At 58.4% G+C, this 15,013-nt stretch carries 10 protein-coding genes; 6 read left to right on the top strand and 4 right to left on the bottom strand.

The genetic code is table 11. The features are described 5' to 3' along the window. Positions 1-682 precede the first annotated feature (682 nt). The 4 genes from BLR44_RS13820 (at position 683) to BLR44_RS13805 (ending at position 7,688) form a co-directional block, all read left to right on the top strand. A complete protein-coding gene (locus BLR44_RS13820; RefSeq protein WP_089682793.1) occupies positions 683-4,057 on the top strand; it encodes a SusC/RagA family TonB-linked outer membrane protein in 3,375 nt (1,124 codons plus the stop codon). Positions 4,058-4,077: 20 nt separating this feature from the next. Next, complete coding sequence (locus BLR44_RS13815) at positions 4,078-6,189, top strand: RagB/SusD family nutrient uptake outer membrane protein (protein ID WP_089682791.1); 2,112 nt, start codon at positions 4,078-4,080, stop codon at positions 6,187-6,189. 171 nt (positions 6,190-6,360) lie between these two features. Next, entirely contained in the window at positions 6,361-6,732 is a 372-nt protein-coding gene (locus BLR44_RS13810; protein ID WP_089682789.1) for a hypothetical protein, read from the top strand. An 83-nt stretch (positions 6,733-6,815) separates the two neighbouring features. Continuing rightward, positions 6,816-7,688 (top strand): HAEPLYID family protein, encoded by an 873-nt coding sequence (locus BLR44_RS13805; protein WP_089682787.1) that lies wholly within the window; start codon positions 6,816-6,818, stop codon positions 7,686-7,688. Positions 7,689-7,827: 139 nt separating this feature from the next. Here BLR44_RS13805 and BLR44_RS13800 read toward each other — a convergent pair whose 3' ends face one another. Continuing rightward, complete coding sequence (locus tag BLR44_RS13800) at positions 7,828-9,531, bottom strand: pyruvate dehydrogenase complex dihydrolipoamide acetyltransferase (RefSeq protein WP_089682785.1); 1,704 nt, start codon at positions 9,529-9,531, stop codon at positions 7,828-7,830. Positions 9,532-9,768: 237 nt separating this feature from the next. Here BLR44_RS13800 and BLR44_RS13795 point away from each other — a divergent pair, with 237 nt between their 5' ends. Next, on the top strand, positions 9,769-10,245 hold the full coding sequence (locus tag BLR44_RS13795) for an OsmC family protein (RefSeq protein ID WP_089682783.1): 477 nt from the start codon (positions 9,769-9,771) through the stop codon (positions 10,243-10,245). Positions 10,246-10,311: 66 nt separating this feature from the next. Here BLR44_RS13795 and BLR44_RS13790 read toward each other — a convergent pair whose 3' ends face one another. After that, complete coding sequence (locus tag BLR44_RS13790) at positions 10,312-10,866, bottom strand: YfiR family protein (protein ID WP_143017283.1); 555 nt, start codon at positions 10,864-10,866, stop codon at positions 10,312-10,314. An 11-nt stretch (positions 10,867-10,877) separates the two neighbouring features. Further along, positions 10,878-13,109, bottom strand: coding sequence for a TonB-dependent receptor plug domain-containing protein (locus BLR44_RS13785; RefSeq protein ID WP_089682779.1), 2,232 nt, complete (start codon positions 13,107-13,109; stop codon positions 10,878-10,880). 459 nt (positions 13,110-13,568) lie between these two features. On the opposite strand from BLR44_RS13785, the gene BLR44_RS13780 reads away from it, so the two are divergent. After that, entirely contained in the window at positions 13,569-14,066 is a 498-nt protein-coding gene (locus BLR44_RS13780) for a septal ring lytic transglycosylase RlpA family protein (protein WP_176956038.1), read from the top strand. Positions 14,067-14,155: 89 nt separating this feature from the next. Here the strand turns inward: BLR44_RS13780 and BLR44_RS13775 are convergent, their stop codons facing one another. Beyond that, positions 14,156-14,956: a M48 family metalloprotease gene (locus BLR44_RS13775; RefSeq protein WP_089682775.1), complete on the bottom strand. Its 801-nt coding sequence runs from the start codon at positions 14,954-14,956 to the stop codon at positions 14,156-14,158. Between the last annotated feature and the right edge of the window lie 57 nt (positions 14,957-15,013).

The raw sequence follows: 15,013 nt of genomic DNA, 5'->3' as shown, positions 1-15,013 counted from the left end.
TTTAAACTCAGAGGAAAATGATCTTCTCTTTTGCATAGGACTTTAAGTTAAAAGTTTACACTTATACTGCTGTCCTATTTTTCGGGTCCACTATACATAGAGCTCAGGAATCTATCCCATTAAGTCCCCTAACGCCTGAAATGACTGCTATACCAAGCCACTCTCACCCTTTTTTTCGGCCCGTCGCTTTCCCCATGACGCCAGGGAGCAATCCCTTGGTTCCCGGTAGTGCCCGCGCTTTCTCCACACTTCGCCCCTAAAGCAACAACTCACTGACGCTCCCGACTGCTCGGCAGGAAGCGAGGCCGGCATCCCGCGTGCTCAGGGCACGTTTTTTCTCGGTGGCCGGCCCGAACGGTGCGGGTTCGAAAAATAATCTGCGATTTTTTTCGGGGAACTAGGTTAAAAACCGGGGGGTGGGTGCTCTATCCTTACAAGTACGCAAAGAACTGAGCCAGAACTTATTGGCGGTCTACTGGCTTGGTCGGGAGTGGCCTGGCGAATTGCTCCGTGGTTGCGTACGTGCCTGCCTCCGGCGTTAGGTCGAACGCCGCGATTCTCTTTCCTTCAGTGCATCCGAACGTGCCGGCACCAGGACTTCCCACCGCTTCGGGGCCTGGGCCACTATCTCGGCTTTGTTCTTACGCATATCTACAACCCATCCTACTAATCCCCCAAACGCATGAAAACAACCCTACAGAGATTGCTGCTGCACCACGCAAAATTGTTTTTGCTGTTGAGTGTGCTCCAACTGGGTGCCGTGACGGCACTCTACGCCCAGGAGGTAAACGTGACCGGCCGGGTCACCGGCTCCGACGAACCGGGGGGCATTCCCGGCGTCAACATCATCGTCAAAGGAACGGCGAGCGGAGCCGTTACCGACATCGACGGGCGCTACGACATCACCGTACCGACGGGCGCCACCCTGGTGTTCAGTGCGGTCGGCTACGTGACGGAAGAGCGCGTCGTCAACAACCAGGCTACCATCGACGTGGTGCTGGCCTCCGACATCGCCAACCTGGAAGAGGTGGTGGTGGTGGGCTACGGCACCCAGACCCGCCGCGAACTGACCGGCTCGATTGCGTCGGTTTCGTCGAAAGAGATCGAGCGTGCGCCGGTGGCCGATGTTTCGCAGGCCCTGAAAGGAAAGCTGCCCGGCGTCAACATCACCACGCAGGACGGACGCCCCGGGGCCGATGTGGCCATCCGGGTGCGGGGCGGCGGCTCCATTTCGCAGAGCAACCAGCCGCTGTTCATCGTCGACGGGTTTCCGGTGACGTCCATCAGCGACATTCCGGGGAGCCAGATCGAGAGCATCGACGTGTTGAAAGACGCCGCTTCTACGGCCATCTACGGCGCACGCGGCGCCAACGGGGTGATCATCGTCACGACCAAAAGCGGGCGTGAGGGGCAGATGAAAATCAGCTACGACGGTTACGGGCAGGTGAACGCACCGACGCGCTATTTCGAGACGATGAGCGCGCGCGACTACATCGAGTACAACTGGGCCTACGCGGCGGCCATCAGCGACGGGTACGCCGACGCGTGGGAAATGCTGTGGGGCATCGGGCGCTACGCCGACGACTACAACAACACGACCGGCAACGGGGGCCTCGACTATTACAACAACATCGGGTCGACCAATTTTTCGAAAGAGGTGTACGGGCCGTCGTTTTCCCAGAACCACACGGTGAGCCTGATGAACGGCACCGACAAAACGAAGTACCTGGTGTCGGTCAACTACGTGGACGACAATGGGATGAAGGTGAACTCGTACTACAAGCGTCTGTTTGCCAACGTGAAGCTGGACCAGAAGCTGGGCAAGAAGTTCAACTTCTCACTGAACACCCGCTTTTCGAACGAACAGCGCAATGGCGACGAAGGTACTTCGAGCGGTGGAGGTTCGCTGCTTTCCACCTCGTTCTGGTTCCGGCCCATTGCCACGCAGGACGTGCTGGGCGAGCTGAATCCCCTGCAAAACTCGCAGATCGGCTTCTACGACAACGTATTGCAGGATTTCTTCAATCCCGTGAACCGTATCAACGACTACAACCGCCTGCGCAACTCGCGGAACCTGGTCAACAACCTGTCGCTCAGCTGGGACATCATCAAAGGGCTGACGGCCAAAACGGATTTCAACTACGGCGTCAGCTGGGGAAGAAACCGGCAGTGGACCGGGGCCATCTACAACAACTACCTCGATGCGGAGGGGAACAAGACCTACGCGGGCGATGCGCGCCTCGAAACGTCGGAAGGGTGGAAGCTGCGTTGGGTCAACACCCTGAACTATTCGGTGAATGGACTGGGGAACGACCAGCGGCTGAACTTCCTGGTCGGCACAGAAATGCTCAACTCCGGGGGGCACGATGCCTACATGTCGGGCCGGCTTTTCCCCGCCTCGTTCGATTCAGAACGCGCCTTTGCGAACATGGACCAGTACCTGCGCGACGAAGGCGTAGTAACCAGCGAGTTTGGGTCCAGCCAGGACATTCCCAACCGGCTGATGTCCTTCTTCGGGCGGGCCAACTATTCCATTCTGGACAAGTACCTGTTCAACGCCACGTTCCGGGCCGATGGCTCCTCGCGCTTTGCGCCTTCCAACCGGTGGGGCTATTTCCCGGCGGCCTCGTTTGCCTGGCGTCTGTCGCGCGAAGCGTTCATGGCCAACACCAGCTGGGTCGACGACCTGAAGCTGCGCGTGTCGTACGGCGCGGTCGGCAACGACGGCATCAACGCCCTGTTGTGGACGCAGGTCTGGAAATCGGGCGGCCTGACCCGCTACTCGATCAACGAAAACCGGCAGGTTTCGTACGTGCCCAACTCGGAGGCCATTGCCAACCCCAACCTGAAGTGGGAAACCACCGTGACGCGCAACCTCGGGTTGGACTATACGCTCCTCAACAACCGCGTGTACGGGACCATCGACGTCTACAAAAACACGGTGAACGACCTGCTGTTGGTCACCCCGGTATCGCCGATGAGCGGGTTTGAGTATACGTTCGACAACATCGGCGCGACCAGCAACCGAGGTGTGGAAGTCAGTGTCAACGGCGACCTCGTGCGGCGGGGCAACTTTTCCCTGCGGGCCGGGGTGAACGTCAGCGTGAACCGCGGTAAGATCGAAGAGCTGATCGACGGCGTAACGGGCCTCTACTCGTCGGGCTGGGCGGGCATCAACACCTACCCGCGCTCCGGCGACTACATTCTGGAAGTGGGACAACCCGTCGGGCTGGTGCGCGGCTGGGTTTACGACGGCTGGTACACCACCGACGACTTCAACTATGCCGACGGCATCTACACCACCAAAGAAGGCGTGGTGGACATCGCGCCGGGCGTGATCACCAACATCTACGGCACCCTCAGCAACAAGCCCGGCGGGCAGACGGCCTACCCCGGCGTGCCGAAGTTCAAGGACATCAGCGGACCGGAAGGCGTGCCCGACGGCGTTGTCGACGAAAACGACATCACCATCATCGGGAACATGAACCCCAAACACACCGGTGGGTTCTACGTCGGCGGGAACTACAAAAACTTCGACTTTGCACTGGATTTCAACTGGAGCTACGGTAACGACATTTACAACGCCACGCACATCCAGGCCTACCAGGGAAGCAAGGAAGACGGGCTGTACCGCAACCGACTGGCCGAGCTGGCCGGGCACTACCGCATTTTCGACGTGAACGAGTCCGGGCAAATGGCTCCGGTGACCGATCCCGCGGCGCTCGCGGCCCTTAATGCAAACGCCAGCACGTTCCTGCCCTACAGCGAAAGCACCATCACCTCGACGTTTGGGATCGAGGACGGGTCGTTCCTGCGGCTCAACACGTTTACCGTGGGCTACAGCCTGCCGGCGGCTTTTCTGGAGAAGGTCAAGATCACGAAGTTCCGCATCTACGGCTCCATCTTCAACGCCCTTACCCTTACGGGGTACAGCGGCCTGGACCCGGAAGTGAGCACGAACAACTCGGCGAGTGACTTCTATCCCACGCCGGGACTGGACTACGGCGCGTACCCGCGGCCTCGTTCGTATACACTCGGTCTCAACCTTCAGTTTTAATCAAACACCTGCATCCACTCATGAAAAAAATACTCTACACGTGTTTGGTCCTGATGCTGACCATCACGTCCTGTCAGGAAGATTTTCTGGACGTACAGAACCCCTCCGTGGCAGAAGAATCGTTCGTTTTCTCGTCCACGTCCGAGGCCTACAAGGTGCTGGTCGGTTGCTATGACATCTGGCACAGCGCCGACGGTCCCATGTTTTACGCCACGCAGATTCCGGGTTCCGATGCTGAAACCCATCCGGAGACCTACTCGGCGCAGGATCGTCACATTCCCGAAGGGCTTTTTGCCACTGAGTTCAACATCAACTGGGGCACTTGGGTAGATGCCTGGTCGGCGTTCTACACGATCATCAACCGGGTGAACCTGATGATGGAAGCCATCGAAGGCAAAGAAGCGTACCAGGCGGCGCTGGCGCAGGGCGCTCCGAGCGATTGGACGCAGCTCTACGGCGAGGCAGCCACGTTCCGGGCAACCATGTACTTCTACCTGATTCGCTACTGGGGCGACGTGCCGTACTTCGACGTGCCGATCCGGACCATCGACCAGACCGCCGAAAAGGGGCTGGACTCCCGCTTCGACATTTACGATGCGGAAATAGCCAAACTGAGAGAAGTCGAACCGCTGATGTACCACATCGGCGAGGGGGGGATGAATGCCGAGCGGTTTACCCGCACGTTTGCGCAGGCCATGATTGGGCGGATGGCGCTTTCGTCCGGGGGCTATCAGCTGTTTCGGACCGACTTCGACTACGGCAGTGTCTCGCTGCAACAAAAGGGGACCGAGCAGTGGAACGCCATCTACGCCCGCCGCTCCGACTACCAGGAGTACATGCAGGTGGCCATTGAGTTTTTCCGGAAGGTGGTCGACAGCGGTGCCGCCCGCCTCATCACTACCGACGAGCGGGGCGAGGGGTTCAACAACCCGTTCCAGCGTCATTTCCAGCACCTGATGGACCTGGAGGTGAGCCCTGAGTCGATCTACGAAGTGGGCGTGACCCGGGCCATCTCTAACTCGGAGTTTCCCTATGCGTTCGGGCGGCCGTCCGGCGGAGGTGGGTCCAACTCGTATCCCAACAAATCGTACGGGCAGAGCCGCATCGTGGCGTCGTTCTACTACGGGGAGTTCAGCCCGAAAGACATGCGGCGCGACGTGACGGCGGCCGTCACGGCCAACTCAGGCAACGCGTCGGAAAAGCTGATCAGCTTTGAGCCGGGCAGCCGCGAACGTGGCGGGCTGGCCAACAACAAGCTGGACGAAAGCCGGATGGAAAATCCCTACATCGCGCGTCAGCGCCAGTCCGGGGTCAACTGGGTGCAATTGCGCATGGCCGACGTCATTCTGAAACTGGCCTACGCGTACGCAATGGTCGGCGACGATGCCAATGCCAAGATGGAATTTGCCAAAGTGCGGAGCCGTGCCTTCCGCGACGAAGACCAGGCCGAGATGGTGACCGATTACATCAATTCCTTCTCGGGCGAGGAACTGGCCGACGCCATCATGCAGGAGCGCAAGCTCGAGCTGGCCGGCGAAGGGCACCTGCGCTGGGACATGATCATCACCGGCAAAATGCCCGAACGCATTGTCGAAATGCGCGACGAACAGGAAGCCATGGTGCAAGGGCTGAAGACGCAGGGATATTACACCTTTCCGGAAACGGGCGTAACCATTTCTAACTACATCTGGACCAAAATGGTGAACATGGCTGATTACGGACTGGACTACATGCTGACCACGCAGGCCCCTGCCGACATCGATCCGAGCGATCCGCTGTACCCGGTGTTGTACCCCGGCTGGCGCGGCAACAGCGACAAGTGGACGTCCGAAGGCTTTATCCCAAGCTCCGGAGAACGCAACATGGCCATTCAGGGGCTGTACCGTTACATCGACCCCGACGGAATCGAAGCCGCGGCCCTGGAAGCGGCTGGCTACGAGAAGCAGCCCTGGGGCATCAACATCGTCAACAACGAGCAGCACTATACGAACGATATGTTCAAGGGCTACCCGGATGCCTATTACGATCAGGGCGTGCCGCCCCGCTACATGGCCGCGCTGTCGTTCATCACGCTTTCCAACTCGAACGGCAACATCACCCAGGGATACGGGCACGCCGGTACGGGTGAATAGACGTTTGACGATTGTCTAACTACAACTACCTTTCGAAAGCCTTCAGGTCGTGTGCCTGGAGGCTTTTTTATGGTTGGTTTGCCGCAGAAGGGTGAACAAAACCTCACTACGGCGCACGGGCACGCGTGCAGAAAAGCAAAACAGCGTTAGTTTTGCGGCGTGCTTCGTCGTTTGCAAAAAAGTACGTGGATTCGGGTGGTCTGGGGACTGATGGGTGTGTACCTGCTCAACCTCAGTGTCGATGCGCCTGACACAACGCCCGCCTACCTGCCCGAAGATCTGTCCATCAACGACCAGGAAAGCTTGGTGGAACTGATTCTTGAGCAGGTCCTGGGCTTCGAGGATGCGATTGCCGAATACGACGACCACGACACGGAAGACTACCAAAAGAAAAGTACGGACACGCTAGACCCTGCGGTGCTCTACCGGAGCGAGTGGTGCCTGGGCGCCGCCGAACCGTCACGCCGACGGCCGTATCCCACGTACAACGATTTTCTGACCCCGGGGCATCCCCAACGGACCACGCCGCCCCCGAAAAGCTGATTTGTTTTTGCTGCCTGTTTTCACCCCCGACGTCACCCGACGCCTCGGGAGGGCTTTTTAGTAATCATTCGTAAAAACAAATCATGAACGTCAAATCAGTTTTGATGCTGACCGCGCTGTTGGCATCGTCCTACACGTATGCGCAAACCACGAACAACCAGCGCGATAGTCTCTACATTCAGGAGGTAGAAGACAGCCGCAGCCCCGACAAAGTGCTGCACGCCGAGCCGCTGTACATCGACCTGATCCGTGACCTGGGCGCGCGCAAAGGAGAGAAGGAGTGGAACATCGGCCTGGGCCTGACCGACAACCTGCGATTCGATTCGTACGAAGCGCTGATCGAGTACGAGTGGGCCCCCGTAGACCGGCTGGGGTTGGAAGTGGAGCTGCCCTTTACGTTCTATTCCCCACTGAACGGTACGCCGCAGGATTCCATTCCTGCCCATCGGCTGAATAGCCTGAAGGTCGCGGCGCAATGGTCTTTTCTGGTCGACGAGCCCCGGGCCACTTCGATGGCCATTGGCTACATCAACGCGTTCGAACTATCGGACTTCAGGAAGTTCGGCGCGCCGCTGGTCCGGGCCAACCGTTACAATCCGTTTCTGATCGTAGCGAAACGCTGGGGGCAAAACTTCCATTCGTTGCTGTACACGGGCCCGCTGATCGAACAGCACTTTCAGACCCGCGACGTGCACGTCAGCTACGATATCAATACCAGTGTGCACTACATGATTACCGGGACGCGGAACTTCCTCGGAGTCGAGTTCAACAAAACGCTGGACCGTGGGCATTTCGACATGACCCTGCGGCCGCAGATGCGCCTTGGGGTGGCAGACCATCTTCTGGTGGGCATTGTGGCCGGCATACCCGTGAACCGGTCTCAGGAGCGCGTCAGCTCTTTTGTGCGGTTGATCTGGGAACCCGGATTCAGGAGGCATCGGGCAACGTCCACCTGACGTGCGCCCTGCCGGTCGGTAGCGAGTTCCGTTCGTCAGTGAGGGGGCCATCTGCCGGCCGTTTGAGCTAATAAGCAAAAGCGTCTCGACCTACCCAGGAGGTCGAGACGCTTTTTTGTGTGTGAACGTACGGAGCGTACTACAGCAGAATACGGACCGGATCTTCCAGCAGGTTTTTCAACGTCAGAAGGAACTCGGAACCGACGGCACCGTCGACCGTGCGGTGGTCGCACGACAGCGTCACCTTCATGACCCGTCCCGGGCGCATCTCGCCGTTTTCTACGATAACGGTTTCTTTAATGCCCCCTACGGCCAGAATGCACGAGTTCGGCGGGTTGATGATGGCCGTAAACTCGTCGATGCCGTACATGCCCAGGTTCGAGATGGTAAAGGTGCTGCCTTCCATTTCGTTCGGCTGGAGCTTCTTGCTCCGGGCTTTGCCGCCCAGGTCTTTCGCCAGCGCCGAGATCTGCGACAGCGAGAGCGTGTCGGCAAACCGGATGACGGGCACCAGCAGACCCTCGTCGACCGCCACGGCCATGCCGACGTGCACGTGCTGGTTGTAACGGATCTTGTCGTCGAGCCACGCCGAGTTGACTTTCGGATGGCGGCGCAGCGCTACACCCACGGCTTTGATCACCATGTCGTTGAACGAGATTTTGCCCGGAGCGGCAAACTCGTTGATGCGCTTGCGGGCTTCCCACGCCTGATCCATGTTGATCTCCATGGTCAGGTAAAAGTGCGGTGCCGTAAAGAGGCTCTCCGACAAACGACGGGCGATGGTTTTGCGCATTTGCGAGATTTTCACCTCCTCGAAACGCTCTTCGCCCACGGCCTGCGGAATGACCGGTGCCGGTGCGGCAGCCGCTTTTTCCTGAGGTGCCGCTTCTGCCGCTTTGGCCGGGGCGGGGGCCGCCGACGGTTTGAAGTTTTCCACGTCGCGCTTCACGATGCGTCCGCCTTCGCCCGAACCTTCAATTTTGGCAATGTCGAACCCTTTGTCTTCCGCCATTTTGCGGGCCAGCGGCGAGATTTTCACGCGGCCGTTTTCGGCACCGTTTACGCTCGTGGCGGCCTGCGCAGCGGGCTCGGGCGAAGCCGACGTAGCGTCCGTAGCCGCTTTGGGTTGGGTATCGCCTTCGGCTTCGGTTTCTTCAACAACTTCCTCGTCGCCTTCGCTGCCTTCGGCATCGAGCAGCGCCTGGTAGTCGGCCCCTTCATCGCCTACAATGGCCAGCACGCCGTTGACCGCTACTGATTCGCCCTCTTTGGCGCCGATGTACAGGAGGGTGCCTTCGTCGTAAGATTCGTAGTCCATGGTGGCCTTGTCGGTCTCCACTTCCGCCATCAGATCACCGGCCTCTACCTTATCACCTATTTTCTTATGCCAGGCTGCGATCACGCCTTCCTCCATCGTGTCGCTCATCTTCGGCATGCGTACGATTTTGGCCGGAATGCTGGAAACGTCCACCTTTTTCTTCGCCGCTTTTTTCTCGGCTTTGGGGGCCTCTTCTTTCGGCGCTTCCGCGTTGCTTTCCGCCGGTTCGGCACCGTTGCCGGCACCGCCGCTTTCTACGTCTTTCAGCAGTCCGCTGATGTCTTCGCCCTCTTCTCCCAGGATGGCCAGCACCCCGTCGACGGGAATCGATTCGCCTTCTTCCGCACCGATGTACAGGAGGGTGCCTTCGTCGTAAGATTCGTAGTCCATGGTGGCCTTGTCGGTCTCCACTTCCGCCATCAGATCACCGGCCTCTACCTTATCACCTATTTTCTTATGCCAGGCTGCGATCACGCCTTCTTCCATCGTGTCGCTCATCTTCGGCATTTTTACTATTTGCGCCATGCTTAAAAGGGTTCGAATGTTTTTTTGGAGGGTTAAAATTAGCCCGTTTCCCTTTTCGAACAAACGAATGCGGCGATTCTAGGGAGATTCCGGGGCTACTTGGGTAGAGGGGACGTCTGGGGGCCCTATACTCATTCTTTTCTTACTACTGTTTTCAACCGAGGTTCGTTTCTACCCGTGCGATATTTTTATGGAAAAGGAACGGGAACGGGTTCGCGGCGTGCGTATTTTCGGGCTATGAAGAAACACGAGTACCGCATTGCGACCCGCTGGACGGGCAACCCGGGCACCGGCACGTCCGACTACCGCACTTACCGACGCGACCACACCGTTTCGGTCGAAGCCAAACCCGACCTCTTGTTGTCGTCCGATCCTGCCTTCCGGGGCGATCCGACGCGCCATAACCCTGAAGAATTGCTGGTCGCTTCTCTGTCGTCGTGCCATATGCTCTGGTTCCTGCACCTGTGTGCGGTAGCCGGCGTGGTGGTGGTCGACTACACGGACGAAGCGACGGGCTCGCTGCGGGAAGAGAAAGACGGTAGCGGGCGCTTCGAGGAGGTGATTCTGCGGCCGCGTGTGGTCGTGACGCACCCCGACATGGTGAAACGCGCCCAGACCACCCATGCCAAAGCGCACAAGATGTGTTTCATCGCCAATTCCTGCAACTTTCCCATTTATCACGATCCGGTATGCGTCGTGCAAGGGGAGGAATAGCGCTATAACTTTTTTAAAGAGCGGCACGCAACTCAAGCACCTGGCGCTAAGCGGATCAGCCTGTAACTAATTCACCACAAAGCCAATGCGGAGCAGTTCCGGCGCGATTTCGAGGTGATGATTTTTGAGTGCCTGGGTGTTGACCTCAAACTTCAGCGTGGCGTTTTCCATCACAATGAAATTCAGATCGGCTCCTTTCTGGGCCATGCCGCCGCGTTCGGCCAGAATCAGAATGGGGTGCGTGCCGACGGTGGTCAGCACGTCGCGCAGTTCGCGACTCTTGGCGGCAGTCAGGTAAAGGAGGTGCAAGTCCTGGAGTTGCTCCAGCCGGTCGACGGGCCGCACCACAATGTCGCGTCCGTTGCCCGCTTTTTTGAGGGCCGCCATCACTTCCAGCTCGCGCAGAATGGGAGAATTGCCGTAAATGCCGATCACAAAGTCGCCGGTCTGGGCCGAGTCGGGCCAGGTGATGTACTTCGAAAAGTTGTAGATAAAGAGCGACTGCGCCCGGTAGTCGCTGCCCTGCGCCCAGCCCATGCCGCTGCGCAGCAGCCACAGCAAGGCCACCACGCCGAGGCGCTTTTTCCATCGGAACTGATATGACCGGCGACAGAAGCTCAACGGAACGGGGTTTAGTTGCGGATGCGGGCGTTTTTCCGGGGGCGAAAGGCGAAGTCGTACGAAAGTTTAACGACCCACTCGCGGGAGGGGCCGGGCAGGGCGGGTTGCAGCCCGAAGTAGGGTTGCAGAAACTGGTTATCGCCGTCGAACGCATTGTAAACTCCCGCGCCGAGCGTCAGCCCCTGGGTGAACAGGTGTTGGTAACGGACGTAAAAGTTAACCAGCATGGTGGACGGGAGCTGCTCCAGTTGCCCCGTCAGCGACATCGGGTCGTCCGGATCGGCCAGCACCGGCAAGTACGTGTAGCGGCGGCCCAGCAGCGTGCCGGTCAGGTTGAGCGAAAGGTCGGGCGTGAGGTAATAAAGCGCATTCAGGTTGAGTTTGTGAGCCGGAAAGCCCAGCAACAGGGAGCTGCTGCGCGAATCGCGTAACTGCGGGTCCAGGTCGAACTCCCCGACGCGGTAGGCATCGATGGTCTTTTTGCCGAAGGCCGTATAAAACGAATAGTTCAGGTTGACGTACCCCCAGTCGTCTTTCGTGCGGACTTCCAACTCCAGGCCCGAGGTGCCCGAGCGGTCGTAATTCTGATACGCATCGTAGCCCGTCGTCACGTCGAAGACGCGGCGGATGTCTTCGTCCGAAATCGTATTGAACACAATCGGGTTGCGGGTGTGGACGGTGAAGACGTTGGCGGTGGCGTATACCTTCGGGTTAACCTGATAGCCGAACTCCCCTTCCACCACCAGGGTCTCTTCGGCCTTCAGGGGCTTGAGGCCCAGGTTGGTGATGCCGAGGGTATCCTGCGGATTGTCGGGATTGACGACCCAGTCGTAAGTGCCGTCGTACGCCTGCGCCACGTTCCCGATGGTCGGTGCCCGAAAGGCATCGCTGGCCATCAGCTTGAAGTGAAATCGGTCGAAAGTGCGTGTCATGGCCACGCGCGGTACAAAGTTGGTGCCGAAAGCAGAGTTGCGCTCGAAACGGGCGCCGATCAGGAAATTCAGGATGGGCAGCCGGTAGATGGTCTGCCCGAACAGCGCCAGGTTGGTGTAGTGCTGATCGTCGTCACCGATCTGATATACTGCCTGGTACGTGGCGTCGGCGTAATCGGCAAAGAAATCGACGCCGCCGATCAGGTTGATGCGGTGCGTAAAATCGTATTGCGTAGTGACATTGGCGCGCAGCCGGTAAATGGCATTTTTGTCATCGTTGTCATTCGGCGGATCTGACACCGGAAACTGCCCGATGAAGTTGAGCCGGGGCGTGATGGAAAGCTGGGTGGTAGGGCGATAAACGTACTTGAATTCGGTGTACGACGTACGCACGCCCACGCGCGCCTCGGGAGCACCCGCCGAATCGGTGAACGAGACGTCGTCGTACTGGTAAAAGTCAGAGATGTTGCGGAAGCTGAAGCCGCCGCGCTGGATCGACAAGTTGCTGAAGCTGGGCTGCAGGTGCGACTGCCCCGCCAGGGCATGGTAGCCGCCCAGCGTGCCGGTCTGTGCAATGGCTTCGTCGGTGTAGAACGAAAAGTGGGGCTGATCGCTCCGGTTGCCATCCCCTCCGAAAAACGACCAGTTGACTTTCCATTTCTTCCACTGCTGGCCGGCGTAGAGGTTGAGCGTCGCGCGGCCCAGGCTCCGGGCCATGGCCCCGACGTTGACGCTTGCCGCCACGCCCCGGAAGGTGTCGGCATTGCGCGTGACGATGTCGATGACGCCGAATTCGGCAAACCCGCCGTAAATGGCCGAGCCCGGTCCGCGCTGAATTTCGATCCGCTCGATCTGGTCGACAGGGTAGTGGTTGCCCAGCAGAATGCCAGCCGTATAGATATCGTTGATTTCCTGCCCGTCGATGCGCATCAGCACTTTGCCTTCGTTGGCCCAGTTGCCCCGGATGCCGATGCCGACGCGCCCGTCGCGGTCGAACGCAATGTGAAACCCCGGCACCAGTTGCAACACGTCGATCAGGTCGCGTGCGCCGGAATTCTGGATTTCTTCCCGGGTGATGAGTGTGACCACGCCGGGGGTGTTGCGGGCAGAAAACGATTTTTGCGAAGCGACCGAAATCAGGGTGTTCAGGTACGCCTCCATCTCGGTCGAAAGGTGCTGCGAAGCTCGAATGGAGTCGAGTTCTTCAATCGACATCTCGTAAAAATGCAGTAGATCGAGCGAATCGGTTTGAGCCCGAACGCCGGACAGACTACCCAAGAGGCAAAAGAAGAAGACGGCGGCTTTTTTCATTCGTCAGCGTAGAGGAAGGCCAAGCTACCCAAACTAACAAAGAAAATCCGGGACAGACGCCATTCAAGGGGTTGAAGGACGGAAAATAGGGGTTGAAGTTCCGAATGCGCCCGAACGCGCGGTGAGCCACCGCGGCGAACGTACCCAACCGGACGGGAGTATCAGGACGCGCGTGGGCTTACAGGCGGCCGCGCTCTTTACGACGCTCGTTGTCTTTGCCCTGAAGCCAGAAGCCGATTACGGCAGAAACGCCCAACAGTGCTGCGAAAAAAGAAATACCTAAGATGCCCATGTCAACGTAAATAGAGCGGGCATGTCGCCCGGTTTCTGGTGAAATTTTGAACTGTGCGCAAAAGAACGATATTTAGGTCGGATATGAAAGCGTCTTTTTTCGAAAAACCTCCCGCCGGGTTTTGCGGTACATATAAGAAAGCAATTTTCAGAAAAAAGTCATTCTCTATGGATAGCGATTGTCGAACCGAACCGAAACTTCGTTGGCGTCCCTTCCACTTCGTGTGGATGCTGGTCGGCTTGTTCAGCGCGATGTTGCTGGCGGGATGCCAGTCAGAAACCTCCGCGCAAGAAGAAGGCCCGGAGCCTTACCAGCAGGAAGGAACGGCCTCTTATTATGCCAACATGCTGCAGGGCAACGCCATGTCGAACGGCGAACCGTACCGAAAAGACAGCCTGACCGCGGCCCACATGCTTTTGCCATTGGGCACCAAAGTGGCCGTCACCAACCTGGAAAACGACAGCACCGTAACGGTAGAAATCACCGACCGGGGACCGTACCATTCCCAGCGCATTCTGGACCTGTCGAAAGCGGCCGCCCGCCAACTGGACATGATCGATGATGGAACGGCGTCCATTCGCCTGGAGGTAATCGAACCCGCTGCGGGTTACACCGTGGCCGATTCGGTCGCTGAAGACCGGGTCGATAAGCTAACGAGCAATTAAGGACGAGGTCCCGAATACTTCCCGAAAACGCATAGAAAAGCCTTCCGTGTTCGTCGCGGAAGGCTTTCTGCATAGTAAGGCACCTGACCTTATGGCAGGCTGTTCTTCAATTCCTGGTACGTGGGCGGGTCCTGCAATTCCGTGCTGCATTTCAACTCGGTGGCTTTGGCCTGGATGGCCTCGATGCGGTTTTCCGGGTTGGGGTGCGTGCTCAGAAATTCCGGAGGGTTGGCGTTGCCTTCTTCTTCCAGCTTGATGAAGAACCCGGCCGCGCCGTCGCACTCGTATTGCGGCGTTTGCGACAGGTACACGACCGACGCGTCGTCGGCCTCGCGCTCGTAGTCACGGCTGTAGCGCAGGCTGTTCAAACTGCGGGCAATCTGGGCCAGCGTGTTGTTGGCTTGCTCGCCCAGCACGATCTGCAACAGCACATCGATGCCGTACTCTTTCGTCAGGTTCCGCGACGTATGCCGCAGGGCCGCATGCCCGATTTCGTGGCTCAGCACCCCGGCGAGCTGGTCTTCGGCGTCGAGGTACTTGATCAGCCCCGTGTATACATAAATGTAACCGCCCGGCGTTGCGAAGGCATTGAGCGTGGTATCATCGCGAATAAGGGTCACCTTCCAGGCAAATTCTTCCTGATAGGGGACCTGCCCCGAGTTCAGAATGTTGTTCGTAATCCGGCGGATGTGCTGGTACGCTTCCGGATAGTCGTTCTCGGAAAGGATTTTATAGTCGCCGCTGGTCTGGATTTCTTCATCGAGCTGAGCCCCCAACTGCTTGTCGTCCTCGACCGAGAGGATGTTCAGGTTACCGTTCCGGTCGCAGCCGGTCAGGGCCAGCGAAACGGTCAGCACGCAGCCCAGTACATAGGTTATGGTTTTTTGCATGGATTCTCTAATCTTCTAACATGATTCTCCTGTTTTAACGCAGAACACAACGCCGGG

The sequence above is a fragment of the Catalinimonas alkaloidigena genome, assembly GCF_900100765.1.
In the GTDB taxonomy this organism is placed as follows: domain Bacteria; phylum Bacteroidota; class Bacteroidia; order Cytophagales; family Flexibacteraceae; genus Mooreia; species Mooreia alkaloidigena.
Note: the sequence above shows the minus strand (reverse complement) of the source record. Positions and strands in the feature narration are given on the sequence as shown.

Bases quoted from the DNA above. Each gene is read 5' to 3' on its own strand.
- BLR44_RS13775 (WP_089682775.1), bottom strand. From the start codon at position 14,956: ATGCAAAAAACCATAACCTATGTACTGGGCTGCGTGCTGACCGTTTCG.
- BLR44_RS13800 (WP_089682785.1), bottom strand. From the start codon at position 9,531: ATGGCGCAAATAGTAAAAATGCCGAAGATGAGCGACACGATGGAAGAA.
- BLR44_RS13780 (WP_176956038.1), top strand. From the start codon at position 13,569: ATGGATAGCGATTGTCGAACCGAACCGAAACTTCGTTGGCGTCCCTTC.
- BLR44_RS13805 (WP_089682787.1), top strand. From the start codon at position 6,816: ATGAACGTCAAATCAGTTTTGATGCTGACCGCGCTGTTGGCATCGTCC.
- BLR44_RS13820 (WP_089682793.1), top strand. From the start codon at position 683: ATGAAAACAACCCTACAGAGATTGCTGCTGCACCACGCAAAATTGTTT.
- BLR44_RS13785 (WP_089682779.1), bottom strand. From the start codon at position 13,109: ATGAAAAAAGCCGCCGTCTTCTTCTTTTGCCTCTTGGGTAGTCTGTCC.
- BLR44_RS13815 (WP_089682791.1), top strand. From the start codon at position 4,078: ATGAAAAAAATACTCTACACGTGTTTGGTCCTGATGCTGACCATCACG.
- BLR44_RS13795 (WP_089682783.1), top strand. From the start codon at position 9,769: ATGAAGAAACACGAGTACCGCATTGCGACCCGCTGGACGGGCAACCCG.